The following is a 13,983-nucleotide window of genomic DNA, read 5'->3' as shown; positions in this document are numbered from 1 at the left end:
AGGCTTTGCTTAATTATAGCTTACCCTATCTTATATTATTAATGGCTTTAACTGTTCGGTTAACCTAAAGTAACTATACCTATTTCAGCTGTTGCCTATAAATTGTTTGTAAAATAGGTTGTTTTACTTTCAACAAATGTAAAATTGCTTCTGTAGCTAGAATTTCCTGCTTAAAGTTTTTTTGGATGACATATAAATACCATAAGAGCCAACTTTGCCAGATTAAAACCCAATATCCATCTGGAATTATGGGAATAACTGCCTTGACTTGACGATAACCTTGCAATACAGCCACAAATAAATGATCTAGGAAATAGCCTCTTGTTACCCCTGCACAATTACATGCAAGCCCTATTAATTCTATGCCAGGATGAATTAACCCAGCACTTTCCCAATCTATAAGGTGCACCGTCTCTGGCGTTTGCCAGACAAGATTTGAAGCATGAATATCACGATGACTAACGATCCATGTATCAGTAGGTGATATTTCATTGCACTCATGAATAACTGCCTGTAGCCATGGTGGACAATTAAATTCTTGCGGCCACTTTATTGTGGGAAAAGGTAAGGCATTAATATTACTGATATTTAGTGAATGAATATGAGCTAATACTTGACCCAAAAGCTGCGCTTGGCTAACTGTTACAGTCGCACTTGTTTTTCCTACACAAAATGGACGAATAATGCCATAGCCTTCTTTAAGTTTTAAAATAGGAGAATTATTTTCAGGGCATAATGCTTTATAAGTTAAACTCAATTCATCCGCCACTAAATTAGCTATGTTTTCTGATATCCATATTTGTTGATAAGTAATCTCGCCTAACCAGGTTTGATTGGCAAATTTTTTACACACCCATTTACTTGAATCAACTAGCTCAATTAAATCAAGATAATGTTGCATTCCACCCTGTAAAGAGGAAATAGAAGAAATATTTTGCTTTAGAAAATTATATGACCAATGTTCACTAATCATTCATTAATTGCTCAATATAGCGGCGGCAAGTTAATGGCCTCTGTAAAAAATTAATAAAATGTTTTGTGCCACCTGTACCTATAATAGTAAGGGCACCATAGCGAAAAATACTACCTAATAACGTTTGACGAATATCAATACTTTCAATTTTAGTTAAAGGAATATCTATTGTTTGCCTAACTATAAGACCAGTACGCAAGATAACTTGTTTCTTTTTAATAGTTAAGGAAGAAAAGTGGTAATGAACCCAAGTAATAAATAGCCAAATTACACCAATAATTACGAGTACTAAAGCTACTTCTTTAAGTTGTTCTACTTGTATGCCTAAAAATAACCCAAACCCAGTTAATACAAAGGGCCAAAAAAATAGAAGCCAATGAAGTTTTGCTATGTATACGACGTTCTTATCCGCCATCTCCGCCATTATTAATCTCTCTTGTTTTATCTTAATCCATGCAGTAGTCGCTATTATGCATTTTACGGAATAAAATTCCCAGGACTCAGGAGCAACCTTAATCTCTTTAGTTTAAAATAGTTTAATTCAGTCCGTTAGATTACTATCTAACCTCCTTCATTAAAAACATTTTTAGCCCCGACTTTGGCGATTTTCTTAAATCCTGATTCCTTTAGTAACATACAAGAGACTTTATCTCTTTTATATCGAACGCACGTCAATTAAGGTATGATAATTTAGATATTTTAAATTTACTACTAAATATCAAGACTTTCATTTAATTTGTAAAATCTAAAATTAGACTTCTACGGAAACTGCTACTGAGGAGACAAAGTCAGTCGAAAAAGCGCATGTACAGTAAGTACATAAGCATCCCCATCTACATGGGTACAGGTTTTGAAGGCTTTTTTCAGATGAGATTGGCCGTCAAGGGCAGTTTTCAAAGAAATCTATTAATTAAAATTTGCTTAGAAATATTATATTAAATATATAATTCAATTACGTTAACGATTATTTGCTTTCATGTAATTAAAAGGTACTTATGCGCCCTATTAACCGTTGTCTAAACAAGCAATTAGCTGATATTTGTCAGCAAGTTATTCAGTTAGATAAACTTAACTCTTTATTAAAGCCTCTTTTACCAAGTCATTTACAGGAATTTTGCCAAATAGGTAGTTTTAATAAAGGCTCTTTGCTTATTAACCTTACTAATGCAACTTGGGCAACTGAACTTCGTTATTATTTACCTACTTTGCGTGATAAATTAAGAAAGGAAGCAGGCCTCTATCAACTTATGAATATTAAAATTCAACTTATCTCTGTTGATAATACAAAGGAAACTAAGCGGCTAGCAAAGGAACAGCAACTGTCACTTCAAGCCCGTAATATTATTCGAGAAGTAGGCGATTTATGTACTTATAAACCCTTAAAACAAGCATTACTACATTTAGCAGAATAGAAATTATAATCTAGCTGTAGAATACTCTTAACAGGTGATTGAGATTTACTACTATTAATTTGATAAAAGCCCCCTTTCCAAACTGATGGCAAGGAGACAAGGTTAGCCGCCGAGAGGTCTAATTTATTTTAGTGGTTAAACAGTGAGTTTGATTAGCTTACTGTTTCTAACTTATGCCTCAAGAGCAATCCCATTAAATCCAAAAGATGGCTGATAGGTTTCTGCATCAAAATAAGTATATTCCCAGGCATCTTCACGAACCATTAATTCACGTAATAAGCGATTATTTAATTCATGACCTGACTTATAGCCTTCAAAAGCACCAATTAAGCCACAGCCTAAAAGATATAAATCCCCAATTGCATCTAACACTTTATGAGCAACAAACTCACTTTCGAAACGTAAACCGTCTTCATTTAAAATACGGTATTTATCAACGACAATCGCATTATCTAAACTTCCACCCTTTGCTAAATTACCTTCGCGTAATTTTTCATAATCAGATAAAAATCCAAAGGTTCTAGCGCGACATACTTCTTTCACGTAAGAAGTTGTTGAAAAATCAAAATTGGCTATTTGGGGTTTATCTGTAAATACAGGATGATTAAAATCAATGGTAAATGAAATTTTATAACCATTATAGGGAATAAATTGTACGAATTTACCTTTGTCTTCAACCTTAATAGGTTTTAGAATGCGGATAAAGCGTTTTGCAGCACTTTGTTCACGAATACCAGCTGCTTGAAGTAAAAATACAAAAGGAGCTGAACTTCCATCCATAATAGGAATTTCAGGGCCATTGACATCAATATAAGCATTGTCAATACCTAGGCCAGCTAAAGCTGAAAGTAAGTGTTCAACAGTAGCCACTCTTGCATTATTGTAATGTAGTGATGTACATAACATAGTATCACTAACATTTTTATAACAGGCTGGAATTTCAACAACTGGATCTAAATCAACACGTCTAAAAACAATACCGGAATTAATAGGAGCAGGTCTTATTTTAAGCTCGGCAGTATCACCTGAATGTAAACCAATGCCTGTCAGTTGAACCATTTTCTTAGGAGTTCTTTGTTTCATCATTCGGCGATCACCTTATTGATAACCTATTTTAGGCAACAGACAGTTCCAGAATAGCAAAAATTTTTTAACTAGTCTAATTTCTTAATTTTAAAGCGCGGCTCATACCGCAACTTTAATCAATCCTTTCCTCTTGCCGACGTAAAAAAGCCGGAATATCTAAATAATCAACATCTTGCACAGTAGCCTCAGTCGCTTTTTTGGCAGGTGTTGATGTAATTGACGCTTGTTTACGCATCACTGCAGGCCTATCTAATTGATGATAATCTAATGAACCATCCATTCTCGTTGATTCATTCATCCTTGCCTTAGAATTGCCTACTTGCGCCCTTCCTCGCTCATTACCACCTAACCCTGTCACAATCACTGTAACACGCATTTCATCTGTCATATCAGGATCAATAACAGTCCCTACTACAACTGTAGCGTCATCAGAAATAAATTCTTTAACAACGTCACCTACTTCTTCAAATTCACCTATAGACATATTCAATCCAGCGGTAATATTAACTAATATACCTTTAGCACCAGAAAAATTAACGTCTTCTAATAAGGGAGATGCAATGGCTGCTTCGGCCGCTTGCCGAGCACGTTGCTCGCCAGTCGCACTACCAGTTCCCATCATAGCCATTCCCATTTCAGACATGACGGTGCGTACGTCAGCGAAATCGACATTGATTAAACCAGGGCGTGTAATTAAATCAGCTATCCCTTTAACAGCACCAAGTAACACATTATTAGCGGCTTTAAAAGCATTTAAGAGGGTAATGTTTTTACCTAAAACACTTAATAATTTATTATTAGGTATAGTAATTAGAGAATCAACATGCTCTGCTAAGCGTCGAATGCCATCTTCTGCAGCAAGAGCGCGTTGTTTTCCTTCAAACGAAAATGGTTTAGTAACTACAGCTACAGTCAAGATATCAAGCTCTTTAGCAACTTCAGCGAACACAGGCGCCGCTCCTGTACCAGTACCGCCTCCCATACCAGCTGTAATAAATACCATATCTGCGCCTTCAAGCACCTCTCGAATTCTCTCTTTATCTTCTTCGGCTGCTTCACGGCCAATTTTAGGGTTAGCGCCGGCGCCCAATCCTTTAGTTAATTCTTCACCTAATTGAATATGAATTTTAGCACTTGAATTTTTTAAGGCTTGTGCATCTGTATTTGCGCAGATAAACTCTACGCCATCAATATTTTCGCTGACCATGTGTTCAAGTGCGTTCCCACCGCCACCGCCTACGCCTACTACTTTTATAATGGCACTGTTTTCCTGGCATTGCGTCAATTCAAACATTACTGCCTCTCCTCTAAATTCTATCTATTTGTTAAACTTAATTCTTTAATTTGTACTGTAGTTACAAGAATTAAGTTAAAAATTACCTTGAAACCAATCACGCATTCGCGACCATACACTTTTACTTGTATCATTTAAAATAGGCGTATTATAGCCACCTTCATATTGCTGCTTATAACCATGTAATAGTAACCCCACCCCTGTTGATAAAGCAGGATTTGTGGTCGCTTCAGCCAAACCAGCTATATGATGTGCACAACCATGACGAACAGGCATTGCAAAGCACATTTCAGCCAGCTCCATGCCACCTTGTACACTGGCACCACCACCAGTCATGACCATACCTGCAGCAATTCTATCTTCAAAACCACTACGAATTAATTCATTTCTGACAAGGTAAAATAATTCTTCATAACGGGCAGAAACAACTTCAGCAAGCGATTTAGCAGATATTTTACGTCCTGGACGCTCATTTACACTCATAACCTCAATCATTTCATTATCACTTGCTAATTCGGGCATAGCGCAAGCATGTTTTACTTTAATGGCTTCCGCTGCTTTGGTTGGTGTACGCAAGGCCATAGCAATATCATTTGTTACCTGATCACCTGCAATAGGAATTACGGCAGTATGTTGAATTGCGCCTCCTGCAAACACAGCAATATCGGTCGTACCGCCACCAATATCAATCAAGCACACACCAAGCTCTTTTTCATCTTCTGTCAATACGGCATGACTTGAAGCTAACTGCTCAAGAATAATATCATTTACATCTAAGCCGCAGCGTCTTACACATTTAGCAATATTTTGCGCAGCACTTACTGCACCAGTCACAATGTGAACTCGCGCTTCCAGACGTACACCTGCCATACCAGCAGGCTCACGTATACTGCCTTGATTATCAATAATAAATTCTTGGGGAAGGATATGTAATATTTTCTGGTCAGCTGGAATCACAACTGCCTTCGCTGCTTCAATAACGCGCTCAACATCAGCTAAAGAAACTTCATGATCACGTATAGCAACAATTCCATGCGAATTTAAGCTGCGTATGTGACTACCGGCGATACCAGCATAAACCGTACGTACTTCACAACCTGCCATAAGCTCGGCTTCTTGTACAGCCCGTTGAATTGAGTTAACTGTTGCTTCAATATCGACAACGACGCCTCGTTTTAACCCACGGGAGGGATGACGACCTATACCGATAATTTCAATAACACCATCTTGTGTTACTTCACCTATTAAAGCAACAACTTTGGAGGTACCGATATCTAAACCGGTGATGATATTTCTTTCTGATTTTTTAGCCATTATCTTTCCGTCATTTTCTCCATTGCACCGCCATACCACGCGGATAACGTAAATCAACGCTCGCCATTTGTTCTGGCTTATCTGATAAAACGCCTGCAAAAACGGCAGGATATGCCTTACAGAATCGGTTTATTCTTGTTTCAAGATCGCGTTTACCCAATCGCAACTGAATCCCATTAGAGAGCGTAAGCTCCCAAGCACCATTATTACGCCACTCTAATACTGTTGCATTTAATTCATAATTATTTAATATCTTACTCATTTTTTTATAAACTTGTAAGACTTGTTGATGCTGATTCTTAGGTCCTTTTAATTGTGGCAACGAAGTGCCTATTATTTCGCTTCCACCATCAAAAATTTCACCTTCTGCAGTCATCATCATATTGTTCCAAACTGCAATAGGTTTTTTTTCAATTAATTTAATTTTTAAAGTGTCTGGCCATACCCTCTCTATCTGAACACTCTTAACCCAAGCCAGCGACGATAAGGCTGTATGTAAGGGGCCAACAGGCAATGAAAAAAAGCTAGCGTCACTAAATTTTTCTAAAGTAGACTCGAGTTGTTTATGAGAAATATGATTATAAGCAGCTGCAATTTTAACAGTGTTAATTGGAAAACGTTGTGGGTCAGCAAGAAATAAATAAATTAAGCGAGCCATAAGACAAAGGGCACAAAGAATCAAAAAAGTTAGTAAACTTACATAACGTAATTGCCCCTTATATGCACCCATTTTTTACCTTGCCTATTATTATTTTTAAGGATTATTACTTATCGAAAAGTAATAAAATTCAACGGCTTATTGATAATTAGTTATTAAATTTTTTCGACAATTCTGATGTATCATTGCTAAATTAATTAGTTGATCTAATAAGGCAGGATAAGTTAAACCACTTGCTTGCCATAATTTAGGATACATACTAATTGACGTAAAACCAGGTAATGTATTTACTTCATTAAAATAAATTTTACCTGTTTCTTCATCAACAAAAAAATCAATACGAGCCATTCCCTTACATTTTAAGTAGGTAAAAATATCTGCTGCTATTGTCTGTAATTGACTTAAAATTTCTGCATTTAAATTTGCAGGCACCGCTAATTCTGTTTGATGACTCTCTAAATATTTAGCTGTGTAAGAATAAAAACCATCTGGATGATAAACTTTAATTTCACCAGCAATACTAACTTTAGGTACGCTATTAGGTTTTTCATTTTCGAGCACAGCAAGCTCAATTTCACGCCCCTTAATATATTCTTCAACAATAATTTCTTCATCATAGCGTAATGCATCTGCAACTGCTGAAGTTAGTTGATCTAAGTTATTTACTTTATGAGTACCTACGCTTGACCCAAGTGAGCAGGGCTTAACAAATAAAGGCCATCCTAATTCATTGCTCACTTTTTCACAAAAACTTTGCCTCTCAGCATCGTTAGTATACCAAGACAATACTTGATAGCGAGCATAATGGATATTAGGGTAGGTACTTAAAATCCGTCTCGTCATATCTTTATCCATGCCAATTGCTGAAGTTAATACATCGCAACCAACATAGGCAATACCAGCAAGTTCCAATAAACCTTGCAAACATCCATCTTCGTATAAAGGCCCATGCACAACTGGGAAAACGACATCAACATCAATCGCTGGGCGACCATCCATAAGGAAATTTGGAATTGGTTTAGAGTGAGGCGTTATAACAGGCAGGCTTTCTTTAAATGCTAATAAATCTTGATAATTATTTAAGTAAAAACGTCCTTCTTTATCCATTCCTATAGGGATAATATTATATTTACTGCTATCAAGCTCAGCCAGTACCGATGCGGCAGAAATTAAAGAGATTTCATGCTCACCTGATTTACCGCCATATAAAAGAGCTAGATTAAGAAGTTTCGACATTAATGGTCTCCAATGATATGTACTTCTCGGATAAGTTCAATTGAGGTTTGTTGATTAACAGTATCACGAATTAAGTTAATTAAAGATTCAATATCCTGCGCTGTTGCTTGCCCCTCTTGATTAATAATAAAATTTGCATGCTTTATTGACACCGTTGCGCCACCGAGTTTTCTGCCTTTAAGACCACAAGATTCAATAAGTTTTGCTGCATAATTGCCTGGCGGATTTCTAAATACTGAGCCACAATTATATTCATTTGTCGGTTGAGTATTTGCTCGATGTGTTAACAATTCTTTAATAAGCTGGAGAGAACGTTCTTTTTCTCCGGGTACTAATTTACAAGTCGCAGCGGTAAACCACTCTTCCTCATCTAAACCATTAACATGTCGATAAGAAACAGAAAATTCTTCTGGTTTACGTTTACGCTTTATGCCCTGGCGATTTATAGTTTCTACTTCTACAACTGATTCCCATGTTTCACTACCAAAACAACCAGCATTCATGCGCAAAGCACCACCCATAGTTCCTGGGATACCAGCCCAAAATTCACCGCCGGAAAAATTATTGCGTGCACAAAACCTTGCCATCGTCGCACAAGAAACGCCTGCTTCAACACGAATTAAATTATCATCAACTATTTGTATTTCTTTTAAACAGCCTTGAGTTAGTATAACGGTACCAGCAAAACCACTATCTCTAATTAAGGAATTACTACCTAAACCTAGCCAAACAATAGGCTCATCTGCGGGCAACTGCTGTAAAAATAAAGCTAAATCATTTATGTTAATAGGTTTATATAATTGCTTTGCTATACCACCTACACGCCAAGTTGTATACGAAGCTAATGATTCATTAAATAGCAATTTACCTTGATAATCCACTTTATCTTCAGAAACTAGATTAATATTGTTCATGCTGTTTCTCGTGAAGTTTGCATTAAATTGATAGCTAACTGCCCTACACTTCCTGCTCCTTGCATCAAAATGACATCATCTGCTGTAATTAATTCGTCTAATGTCTGCCTAAGATTCCCTTCGTTAACAAGCTTAGCATTTGGACGAGTTAAATGTATTTGCTGCAGTAAAGCCTGACTTGTAATTTCCGGAATCGATGTTTCACCAGCTGAATAAATATCTAATAATAATAATTGATCTGCAAAGCTTAAAGCATTGATAAACTGCTCAAATAAAGCCTGAGTGCGTGTATAACGATGAGGTTGAAAAACATGTATTAAGCGTTTGTTAGGCCAAACCTGACGAAAGGTTTCAAGAGTAGAAAGAATCTCTTTTGGATGATGACCATAATCATCTACAATAATGGCTTTGCCTTTTTCAAATTGTCTCTCTCCTAGTATTTGAAAGCGACGACCAACACCTTGAAATTTTAGCAAGCCTTGCACAATAGCATTATCATCAACTCCTAGCTCTGTTGCTATAGCAATTGCTGCTAGCGCATTTAAAACATTATGGCGCCCAGGCCATTGAAATTTAATTGCTAAAGGTTGAAAGGATTTTGGCCTTTGCACAGTAAACTCACTTAAAAGACCGTTTTGTGTCCAGTTTAAAGCTCGATAATCGGCCTCTTCACAAAAGCCATAAGTTAAGGTAGGCCGCTCAATTGCTGGCAGTATATTTCTTACTTCTTCATCTTCAAGGCAAACCACTGCCAAACCATAAAAAGGTAAATGATGCAAAAATTCAATAAAAGTATTTCGTAAGTTATCAAAATTATTATTATATGTCCCCATATGATCAGCATCAATATTGGTTACTACTGCCATCATAGGTTTTAATTGCAGAAACGAAGCATCGCTTTCATCTGCTTCAGCGACTAAATAAGCTGATTTTCCTAATTTGGCATTCGTACCACAGCTATTTAATTTACCACCAATAATGAAGCTAGGATCATAACCTCCTTCACACAATAAACTACTCACTAAACTTGTTGTTGTTGTCTTACCATGAGTTCCTGCAATAGCAATTCCATAACGAAAGCGCATTAACTCAGCGAGCATAGCTGCACGTGGAATAACTGGAATATGTTGCTCATAAGCAGCACAGATTTCTGGATTATCAGCCTCAATAGCTGTTGATCGCACAATAACATCAGCATTCTCAACATTTTGAGCTTGGTGGCCAATAAAGATTTTAATACCTAATGCTTGTAAATGTTGAACAGTACGATTTTCATTCAGATCAGAGCCTGTAATTTGATACCCATCATTATGTAAAACTTCGGCGATACCACACATGCCTGCACCACCAATACCAACAAAATGAATTTGCTTTACACGCCTCATCCTTGGCGAGAAAAAATGTCCTAAGCTTTCCACAACATTCCCCTTTTATGAAGTCGGCGATCGCAATCCTAGTGATTGCCAACGATTCTCATGATCAATACGTAATAATAAAGCAATGACCATACAATTAACTACCACACTAGCGCCTCCATAACTTAACATTGGCAGTGTTAATCCCTTTGTTGGTAGCAACCCTGAATTTACGCCCATATTAATAGCTGCTTGTAAACCTAGCCAAAAAGTCAAACCGTAAGCCGTGAAAGCAGCAAAGAATCTCTCCTGACTATAGGCGGTATAACCAATTGATAAACCTCTAAATACCAATATACTATAGAGAACTAAGACCAAAAGAGCTCCAAAGAGACCTAACTCTTCAGCCAGCACAGCAAATAGAAAATCAGTATGAGCCTCAGGTAAATAAAATAATTTTTGTACGCTATCGCCCAATCCTACACCAAACCAGCCACCTCGTCCGAAAGCGATTAAAGATTGAGTTAATTGATATCCGCTATTAAATTGATCTGCCCATGGATCAAGAAAAGCTGTTAAACGAGCAACCCGATAAGGAGACGAAACAGCCAACATAGCTAAGCAACAAACTACAACTATAAGCAAACCTAAATAATAACGCAATTTTACGCCTGCTAAAAATAACATAGCCATAACAGTTCCAGCAATGACTACTGTCGCACCAAAGTCCGGTTCGAGTAAAAGCAAAAAAGCAATTAAACTTAAAATGATCATCGGTTTAATAAAACCAAAAATAGATTTTTCCACGGTTTTCTGCTGTCTAACTAAATAACCCGCCACATAAAAAATCATGATTAGTTTAGTGAGTTCAGAAACTTGAATACCAATAGGACCCAATGATAACCATCTACGACTTCCATTTACTGTATGACCAATACCCGGAATTAAAACAGCAACTAACATCATCAAGCAGATAAAGAGTAACGGCATACTACTTCTTTCCCAAACGCTACTATCTATGCGCATAATAACCAAAGCAATAAAAAAGCCTGCAAAAAGAAATACAAACTGGCGAATGAGGAAATGAAAAGGGTTATGATAGTATTTAGTTGAAACCATAACAGAACTTGAGGCAACCATCATAAGGCCAATAATAATTAATCCAAGTACCGCGCTCATTAACCACTTGTCGTAAAGAGATAATGGCTTATGCGTTGGCTTACCTCGCTGAGTGTAATGACGTGGCTGCATAATCATAATTCCTCTACTAAACTCGTAAATACTTCACCACGATGATTAAAATCACGAAACATATCTTGGCTGGCACAAGCAGGAGATAATAAGACTACGTCCCCAGATTGAGCCTGTTTAGAAGCAATACTGATGGCTTGTTCTAGGCTTTTAGCATGAAATGAAGGAACAACACCTTCAAGCGCTTGCTCGATTTTAGCGGCATCTTTACCTATAAGAACCACTGCACGAACAAATTTCATTACAGGTATTTTTAATTCACTAAAATCAGCACCCTTACCTAAGCCTCCTGCAATTAAAACTATTTTCCCCTGTATAGCACCACCAATTCCTAAAATGGCGGAAATAGTTGCTCCAATATTAGTACCTTTTGAATCATTTACCCAATCAACGCCATTTAATGTCCTTACCTTTTGGCAGCGGTGAGAAAGGCCTGAAAAGGTTTTTAAAACAGAAGACATTACTTCCATATTTATCCCAGCGGCAAAAGATAAAGCGCAGGCAGCCAAAGCATTTTGCCAATTATGTTTACCTTCTAAGCGCAATAAATCGACAGCCAGAAATGGTAAATTACCATTAGCTAAAAAATAAGTATTATCTTTATAAATTATACCCCAATTTCCTGTCGTAGCCTTGTCTAGGCCAAAATTAACTAAATTAGTGTTAATATTTTTTATATCAGAAGCTGGATAGGTTTGTTCATCATCTCGATTGTAAATTAAAAATTGAGCCTTTAGATATATTCGTTGCTTTGCTTGGCGATAGGCTTCAAGACTAAAATGCCTATCTAAATGATCTGGAGAAATATTTAATATTGTTGCAGCGAGGGGTGCTAGTGAATATGTTAAATCTAATTGAAAACTAGATAACTCAAGTACCCATAAATCATATTGCTGCTTATCATCAAGCAGATCAAGTACTGGTAATCCTATATTGCCAGCTACAGCAACGTTTAATCCGGCTGCTTTAGTTATTTCACCTACTAGTGTTGTTACAGTGGATTTACCATTAGTGCCCGTTATAGCGATAACAGGCGCATTAACTTCCCGAGCAAAACATTCTATATCACCAATAATAGGAATACCCCTATTTCGAGCTTCTGTAAAAACTGGAATATCAAGCGCCACACCTGGGCTTGCAATAATCTCTTTTATTTGAGGATAAATACTTGGAGGTAAATCACTAAGAAAAATCTCAACACCAGGAAATTGTTGTGTAAACTCAGGCAGATTATTTACTTCTTTCCGGGTGTCATAGAAGATAAAAGGTAAATTGCGGCGTTGTAAATAGTTCGCAATAGAATGGCCTGTTTTACCTAGGCCTACAACTAGATAAATGGATTGTGTCATTGTTCACCTAACGTAATTTTAAAGTTGCTAAACCACATAAGACAAAAACGACTGTCATAATCCAAAAGCGTACTATAACCTTAGGCTCCGTCCAGCCTTTAAGTTCAAAATGATGATGAAGAGGAGCCATTCGAAATAATCTTTTTCCACCCGTATATTTAAAGTAGCCGACTTGCAAGATTACAGATAATGTTTCAATCACAAATAAACCACCCATGATTAACAACACTAATTCTTGCCTAACCATAACAGCAATGATGCCTAAAGCAGAACCTAAGGCAAGGGAGCCAACATCTCCCATAAAAACTTGGGCTGGGTACGTGTTATACCAAAGAAAACCTAAACCAGCACCAACAATTGCTGAACAGAAAATAGTAAGTTCACCAATATTAGCTAAATAAGGAATTCCTAAATAATGTGCATAAACGTTATTACTACTTGCATAGGCAAATATACCTAAAGCTCCTGCCACCATTACTATAGGTACAATTGCTAAACCATCCAAACCATCTGTTAGATTAACTGCATTACTACTACCTACAATGACGAAATAAGCTAAAACCGGAAAAAATAATCCGAGATCAACTAACCAGTTTTTAAAAAAAGGAATACTAAGCTGAGTCTGCAAGGGCATACTAGAGCTAAAATAAAGAATCACAATAGCAATTATTGCAATAACGGATTGCCATAAATACTTCCAACGCCCTGGTAAACCTTTGCTATTTTTACGTACGACTTTGCGATAATCGTCAACCCAACCGACAATACCAAATCCAAGAGTCGTTAGTAATACTAACCATAATGAAGGCTCCTCTAAGTCACCCCAAAGTAAGCAGCTTACTGAGATTGCAACAAGGATAAGTACGCCGCCCATAGTTGGAGTACCTGCTTTTGTTAAATGAGTCTGCGGGCCATCCTCACGCACGACCTGACCAAGCTGTAAATTTCTAAGCCACTTAATCATAAAAGGACCACAAAAAAGACCAACTAAGAGTGCAGTTAAAGCAGCTAAAATGGACCGAAATGTTAGGTATTGAAAAACTCGAAACGCATGATACTGTCCTTGTATTAACTGCGTTAACCAATAAAGCATATCTTTTCCTCTTGCGAAAATTAAAATATTTAAGTTGATCAGCTATTG

13 protein-coding genes are annotated in these 13,983 nt (G+C 36.9%); 1 reads left to right on the top strand and 12 read right to left on the bottom strand.

Annotation, left to right across the window (positions count from 1 at the left end; translation table 11 throughout):
* Nucleotides 1-79: 79 nt before the first annotated feature.
* Both E1P04_RS09530 and E1P04_RS09525 read right to left on the bottom strand, forming a co-directional pair.
* Complete coding sequence (locus tag E1P04_RS09530; protein WP_131782676.1) at nt 80-973, bottom strand: phosphotransferase; 894 nt, start codon at nt 971-973, stop codon at nt 80-82.
* The gene (locus E1P04_RS09525; protein WP_131782675.1) at nt 966-1,397 is read right to left on the bottom strand and encodes a PH domain-containing protein; all 432 of its coding nucleotides are present in this window, start codon (nt 1,395-1,397) and stop codon (nt 966-968) included. Before E1P04_RS09525 ends, E1P04_RS09530 begins: the two co-directional genes overlap by 8 nt.
* Nucleotides 1,398-1,968: 571 nt before the next feature.
* Between E1P04_RS09525 and E1P04_RS09520 the strand changes: the two genes are divergently transcribed.
* Complete coding sequence (locus E1P04_RS09520) at nt 1,969-2,385, top strand: DciA family protein (protein ID WP_131782674.1); 417 nt, start codon at nt 1,969-1,971, stop codon at nt 2,383-2,385.
* 171 nt (nt 2,386-2,556) lie between these two features.
* Here E1P04_RS09520 and lpxC read toward each other — a convergent pair whose 3' ends face one another.
* From lpxC to mraY, 10 genes are all read right to left on the bottom strand, one after another.
* Nucleotides 2,557-3,471 carry a UDP-3-O-acyl-N-acetylglucosamine deacetylase gene (gene lpxC / locus E1P04_RS09515; RefSeq protein WP_131782673.1) on the bottom strand — a complete coding sequence of 305 codons (915 nt, stop codon included), beginning with the start codon at nt 3,469-3,471 and terminating at the stop codon, nt 2,557-2,559.
* A gap of 112 nt (nt 3,472-3,583) precedes the next feature.
* Nucleotides 3,584-4,765 carry a cell division protein FtsZ gene (gene ftsZ / locus E1P04_RS09510; protein WP_131782672.1) on the bottom strand — a complete coding sequence of 394 codons (1,182 nt, stop codon included), beginning with the start codon at nt 4,763-4,765 and terminating at the stop codon, nt 3,584-3,586.
* A 75-nt stretch (nt 4,766-4,840) separates the two neighbouring features.
* Nucleotides 4,841-6,079, bottom strand: a complete 1,239-nt coding sequence (ftsA, locus tag E1P04_RS09505) for a cell division protein FtsA (RefSeq protein ID WP_131782671.1) — start codon at nt 6,077-6,079, stop codon at nt 4,841-4,843.
* A 10-nt stretch (nt 6,080-6,089) separates the two neighbouring features.
* Nucleotides 6,090-6,809 (bottom strand): cell division protein FtsQ/DivIB, encoded by a 720-nt coding sequence (locus E1P04_RS09500; protein WP_131782670.1) that lies wholly within the window; start codon nt 6,807-6,809, stop codon nt 6,090-6,092.
* A 66-nt stretch (nt 6,810-6,875) separates the two neighbouring features.
* Complete coding sequence (locus tag E1P04_RS09495; protein WP_131782669.1) at nt 6,876-7,973, bottom strand: D-alanine--D-alanine ligase family protein; 1,098 nt, start codon at nt 7,971-7,973, stop codon at nt 6,876-6,878.
* Complete coding sequence (gene murB / locus E1P04_RS09490; protein ID WP_131782668.1) at nt 7,973-8,887, bottom strand: UDP-N-acetylmuramate dehydrogenase; 915 nt, start codon at nt 8,885-8,887, stop codon at nt 7,973-7,975. The genes E1P04_RS09495 and murB overlap by 1 nt, the downstream gene beginning before the upstream one ends.
* Nucleotides 8,884-10,305 (bottom strand): UDP-N-acetylmuramate--L-alanine ligase, encoded by a 1,422-nt coding sequence (murC, locus tag E1P04_RS09485; RefSeq protein WP_427853209.1) that lies wholly within the window; start codon nt 10,303-10,305, stop codon nt 8,884-8,886. The genes murB and murC overlap by 4 nt, the downstream gene beginning before the upstream one ends.
* Before the next feature lie 12 nt (nt 10,306-10,317).
* On the bottom strand, nt 10,318-11,493 hold the full coding sequence (gene ftsW, locus E1P04_RS09480; RefSeq protein WP_165482725.1) for a putative lipid II flippase FtsW: 1,176 nt from the start codon (nt 11,491-11,493) through the stop codon (nt 10,318-10,320).
* Nucleotides 11,494-11,495: 2 nt separating this feature from the next.
* Nucleotides 11,496-12,842: a UDP-N-acetylmuramoyl-L-alanine--D-glutamate ligase gene (gene murD, locus E1P04_RS09475; protein WP_131782666.1), complete on the bottom strand. Its 1,347-nt coding sequence runs from the start codon at nt 12,840-12,842 to the stop codon at nt 11,496-11,498.
* A gap of 7 nt (nt 12,843-12,849) precedes the next feature.
* Complete coding sequence (gene mraY / locus E1P04_RS09470; protein WP_131782665.1) at nt 12,850-13,935, bottom strand: phospho-N-acetylmuramoyl-pentapeptide-transferase; 1,086 nt, start codon at nt 13,933-13,935, stop codon at nt 12,850-12,852.
* Nucleotides 13,936-13,983: the final 48 nt, after the last annotated feature.

This window comes from Legionella gresilensis (genome assembly GCF_900639865.1).
GTDB classification, from domain to species: domain Bacteria; phylum Pseudomonadota; class Gammaproteobacteria; order Legionellales; family Legionellaceae; genus Legionella_C; species Legionella_C gresilensis.
The sequence above is the reverse complement of the archived record's forward strand: the minus strand, read 5'-3'. Positions and strand labels throughout refer to the sequence as shown.

Bases quoted from the DNA above. Each gene is read 5' to 3' on its own strand.
- ftsA (WP_131782671.1), bottom strand. From the start codon at position 6,079: ATGGCTAAAAAATCAGAAAGAAATATCATCACCGGTTTAGATATCGGT.
- E1P04_RS09500 (WP_131782670.1), bottom strand. From the start codon at position 6,809: ATGGGTGCATATAAGGGGCAATTACGTTATGTAAGTTTACTAACTTTT.
- E1P04_RS09520 (WP_131782674.1), top strand. From the start codon at position 1,969: ATGCGCCCTATTAACCGTTGTCTAAACAAGCAATTAGCTGATATTTGT.
- E1P04_RS09530 (WP_131782676.1), bottom strand. From the start codon at position 973: ATGATTAGTGAACATTGGTCATATAATTTTCTAAAGCAAAATATTTCT.
- mraY (WP_131782665.1), bottom strand. From the start codon at position 13,935: ATGCTTTATTGGTTAACGCAGTTAATACAAGGACAGTATCATGCGTTT.
- ftsZ (WP_131782672.1), bottom strand. From the start codon at position 4,765: ATGTTTGAATTGACGCAATGCCAGGAAAACAGTGCCATTATAAAAGTA.
- E1P04_RS09525 (WP_131782675.1), bottom strand. From the start codon at position 1,397: ATGGCGGAGATGGCGGATAAGAACGTCGTATACATAGCAAAACTTCAT.
- lpxC (WP_131782673.1), bottom strand. From the start codon at position 3,471: ATGATGAAACAAAGAACTCCTAAGAAAATGGTTCAACTGACAGGCATT.
- murB (WP_131782668.1), bottom strand. From the start codon at position 8,887: ATGAACAATATTAATCTAGTTTCTGAAGATAAAGTGGATTATCAAGGT.
- murD (WP_131782666.1), bottom strand. From the start codon at position 12,842: ATGACACAATCCATTTATCTAGTTGTAGGCCTAGGTAAAACAGGCCAT.
- ftsW (WP_165482725.1), bottom strand. From the start codon at position 11,493: ATGCAGCCACGTCATTACACTCAGCGAGGTAAGCCAACGCATAAGCCA.
- E1P04_RS09495 (WP_131782669.1), bottom strand. From the start codon at position 7,973: ATGTCGAAACTTCTTAATCTAGCTCTTTTATATGGCGGTAAATCAGGT.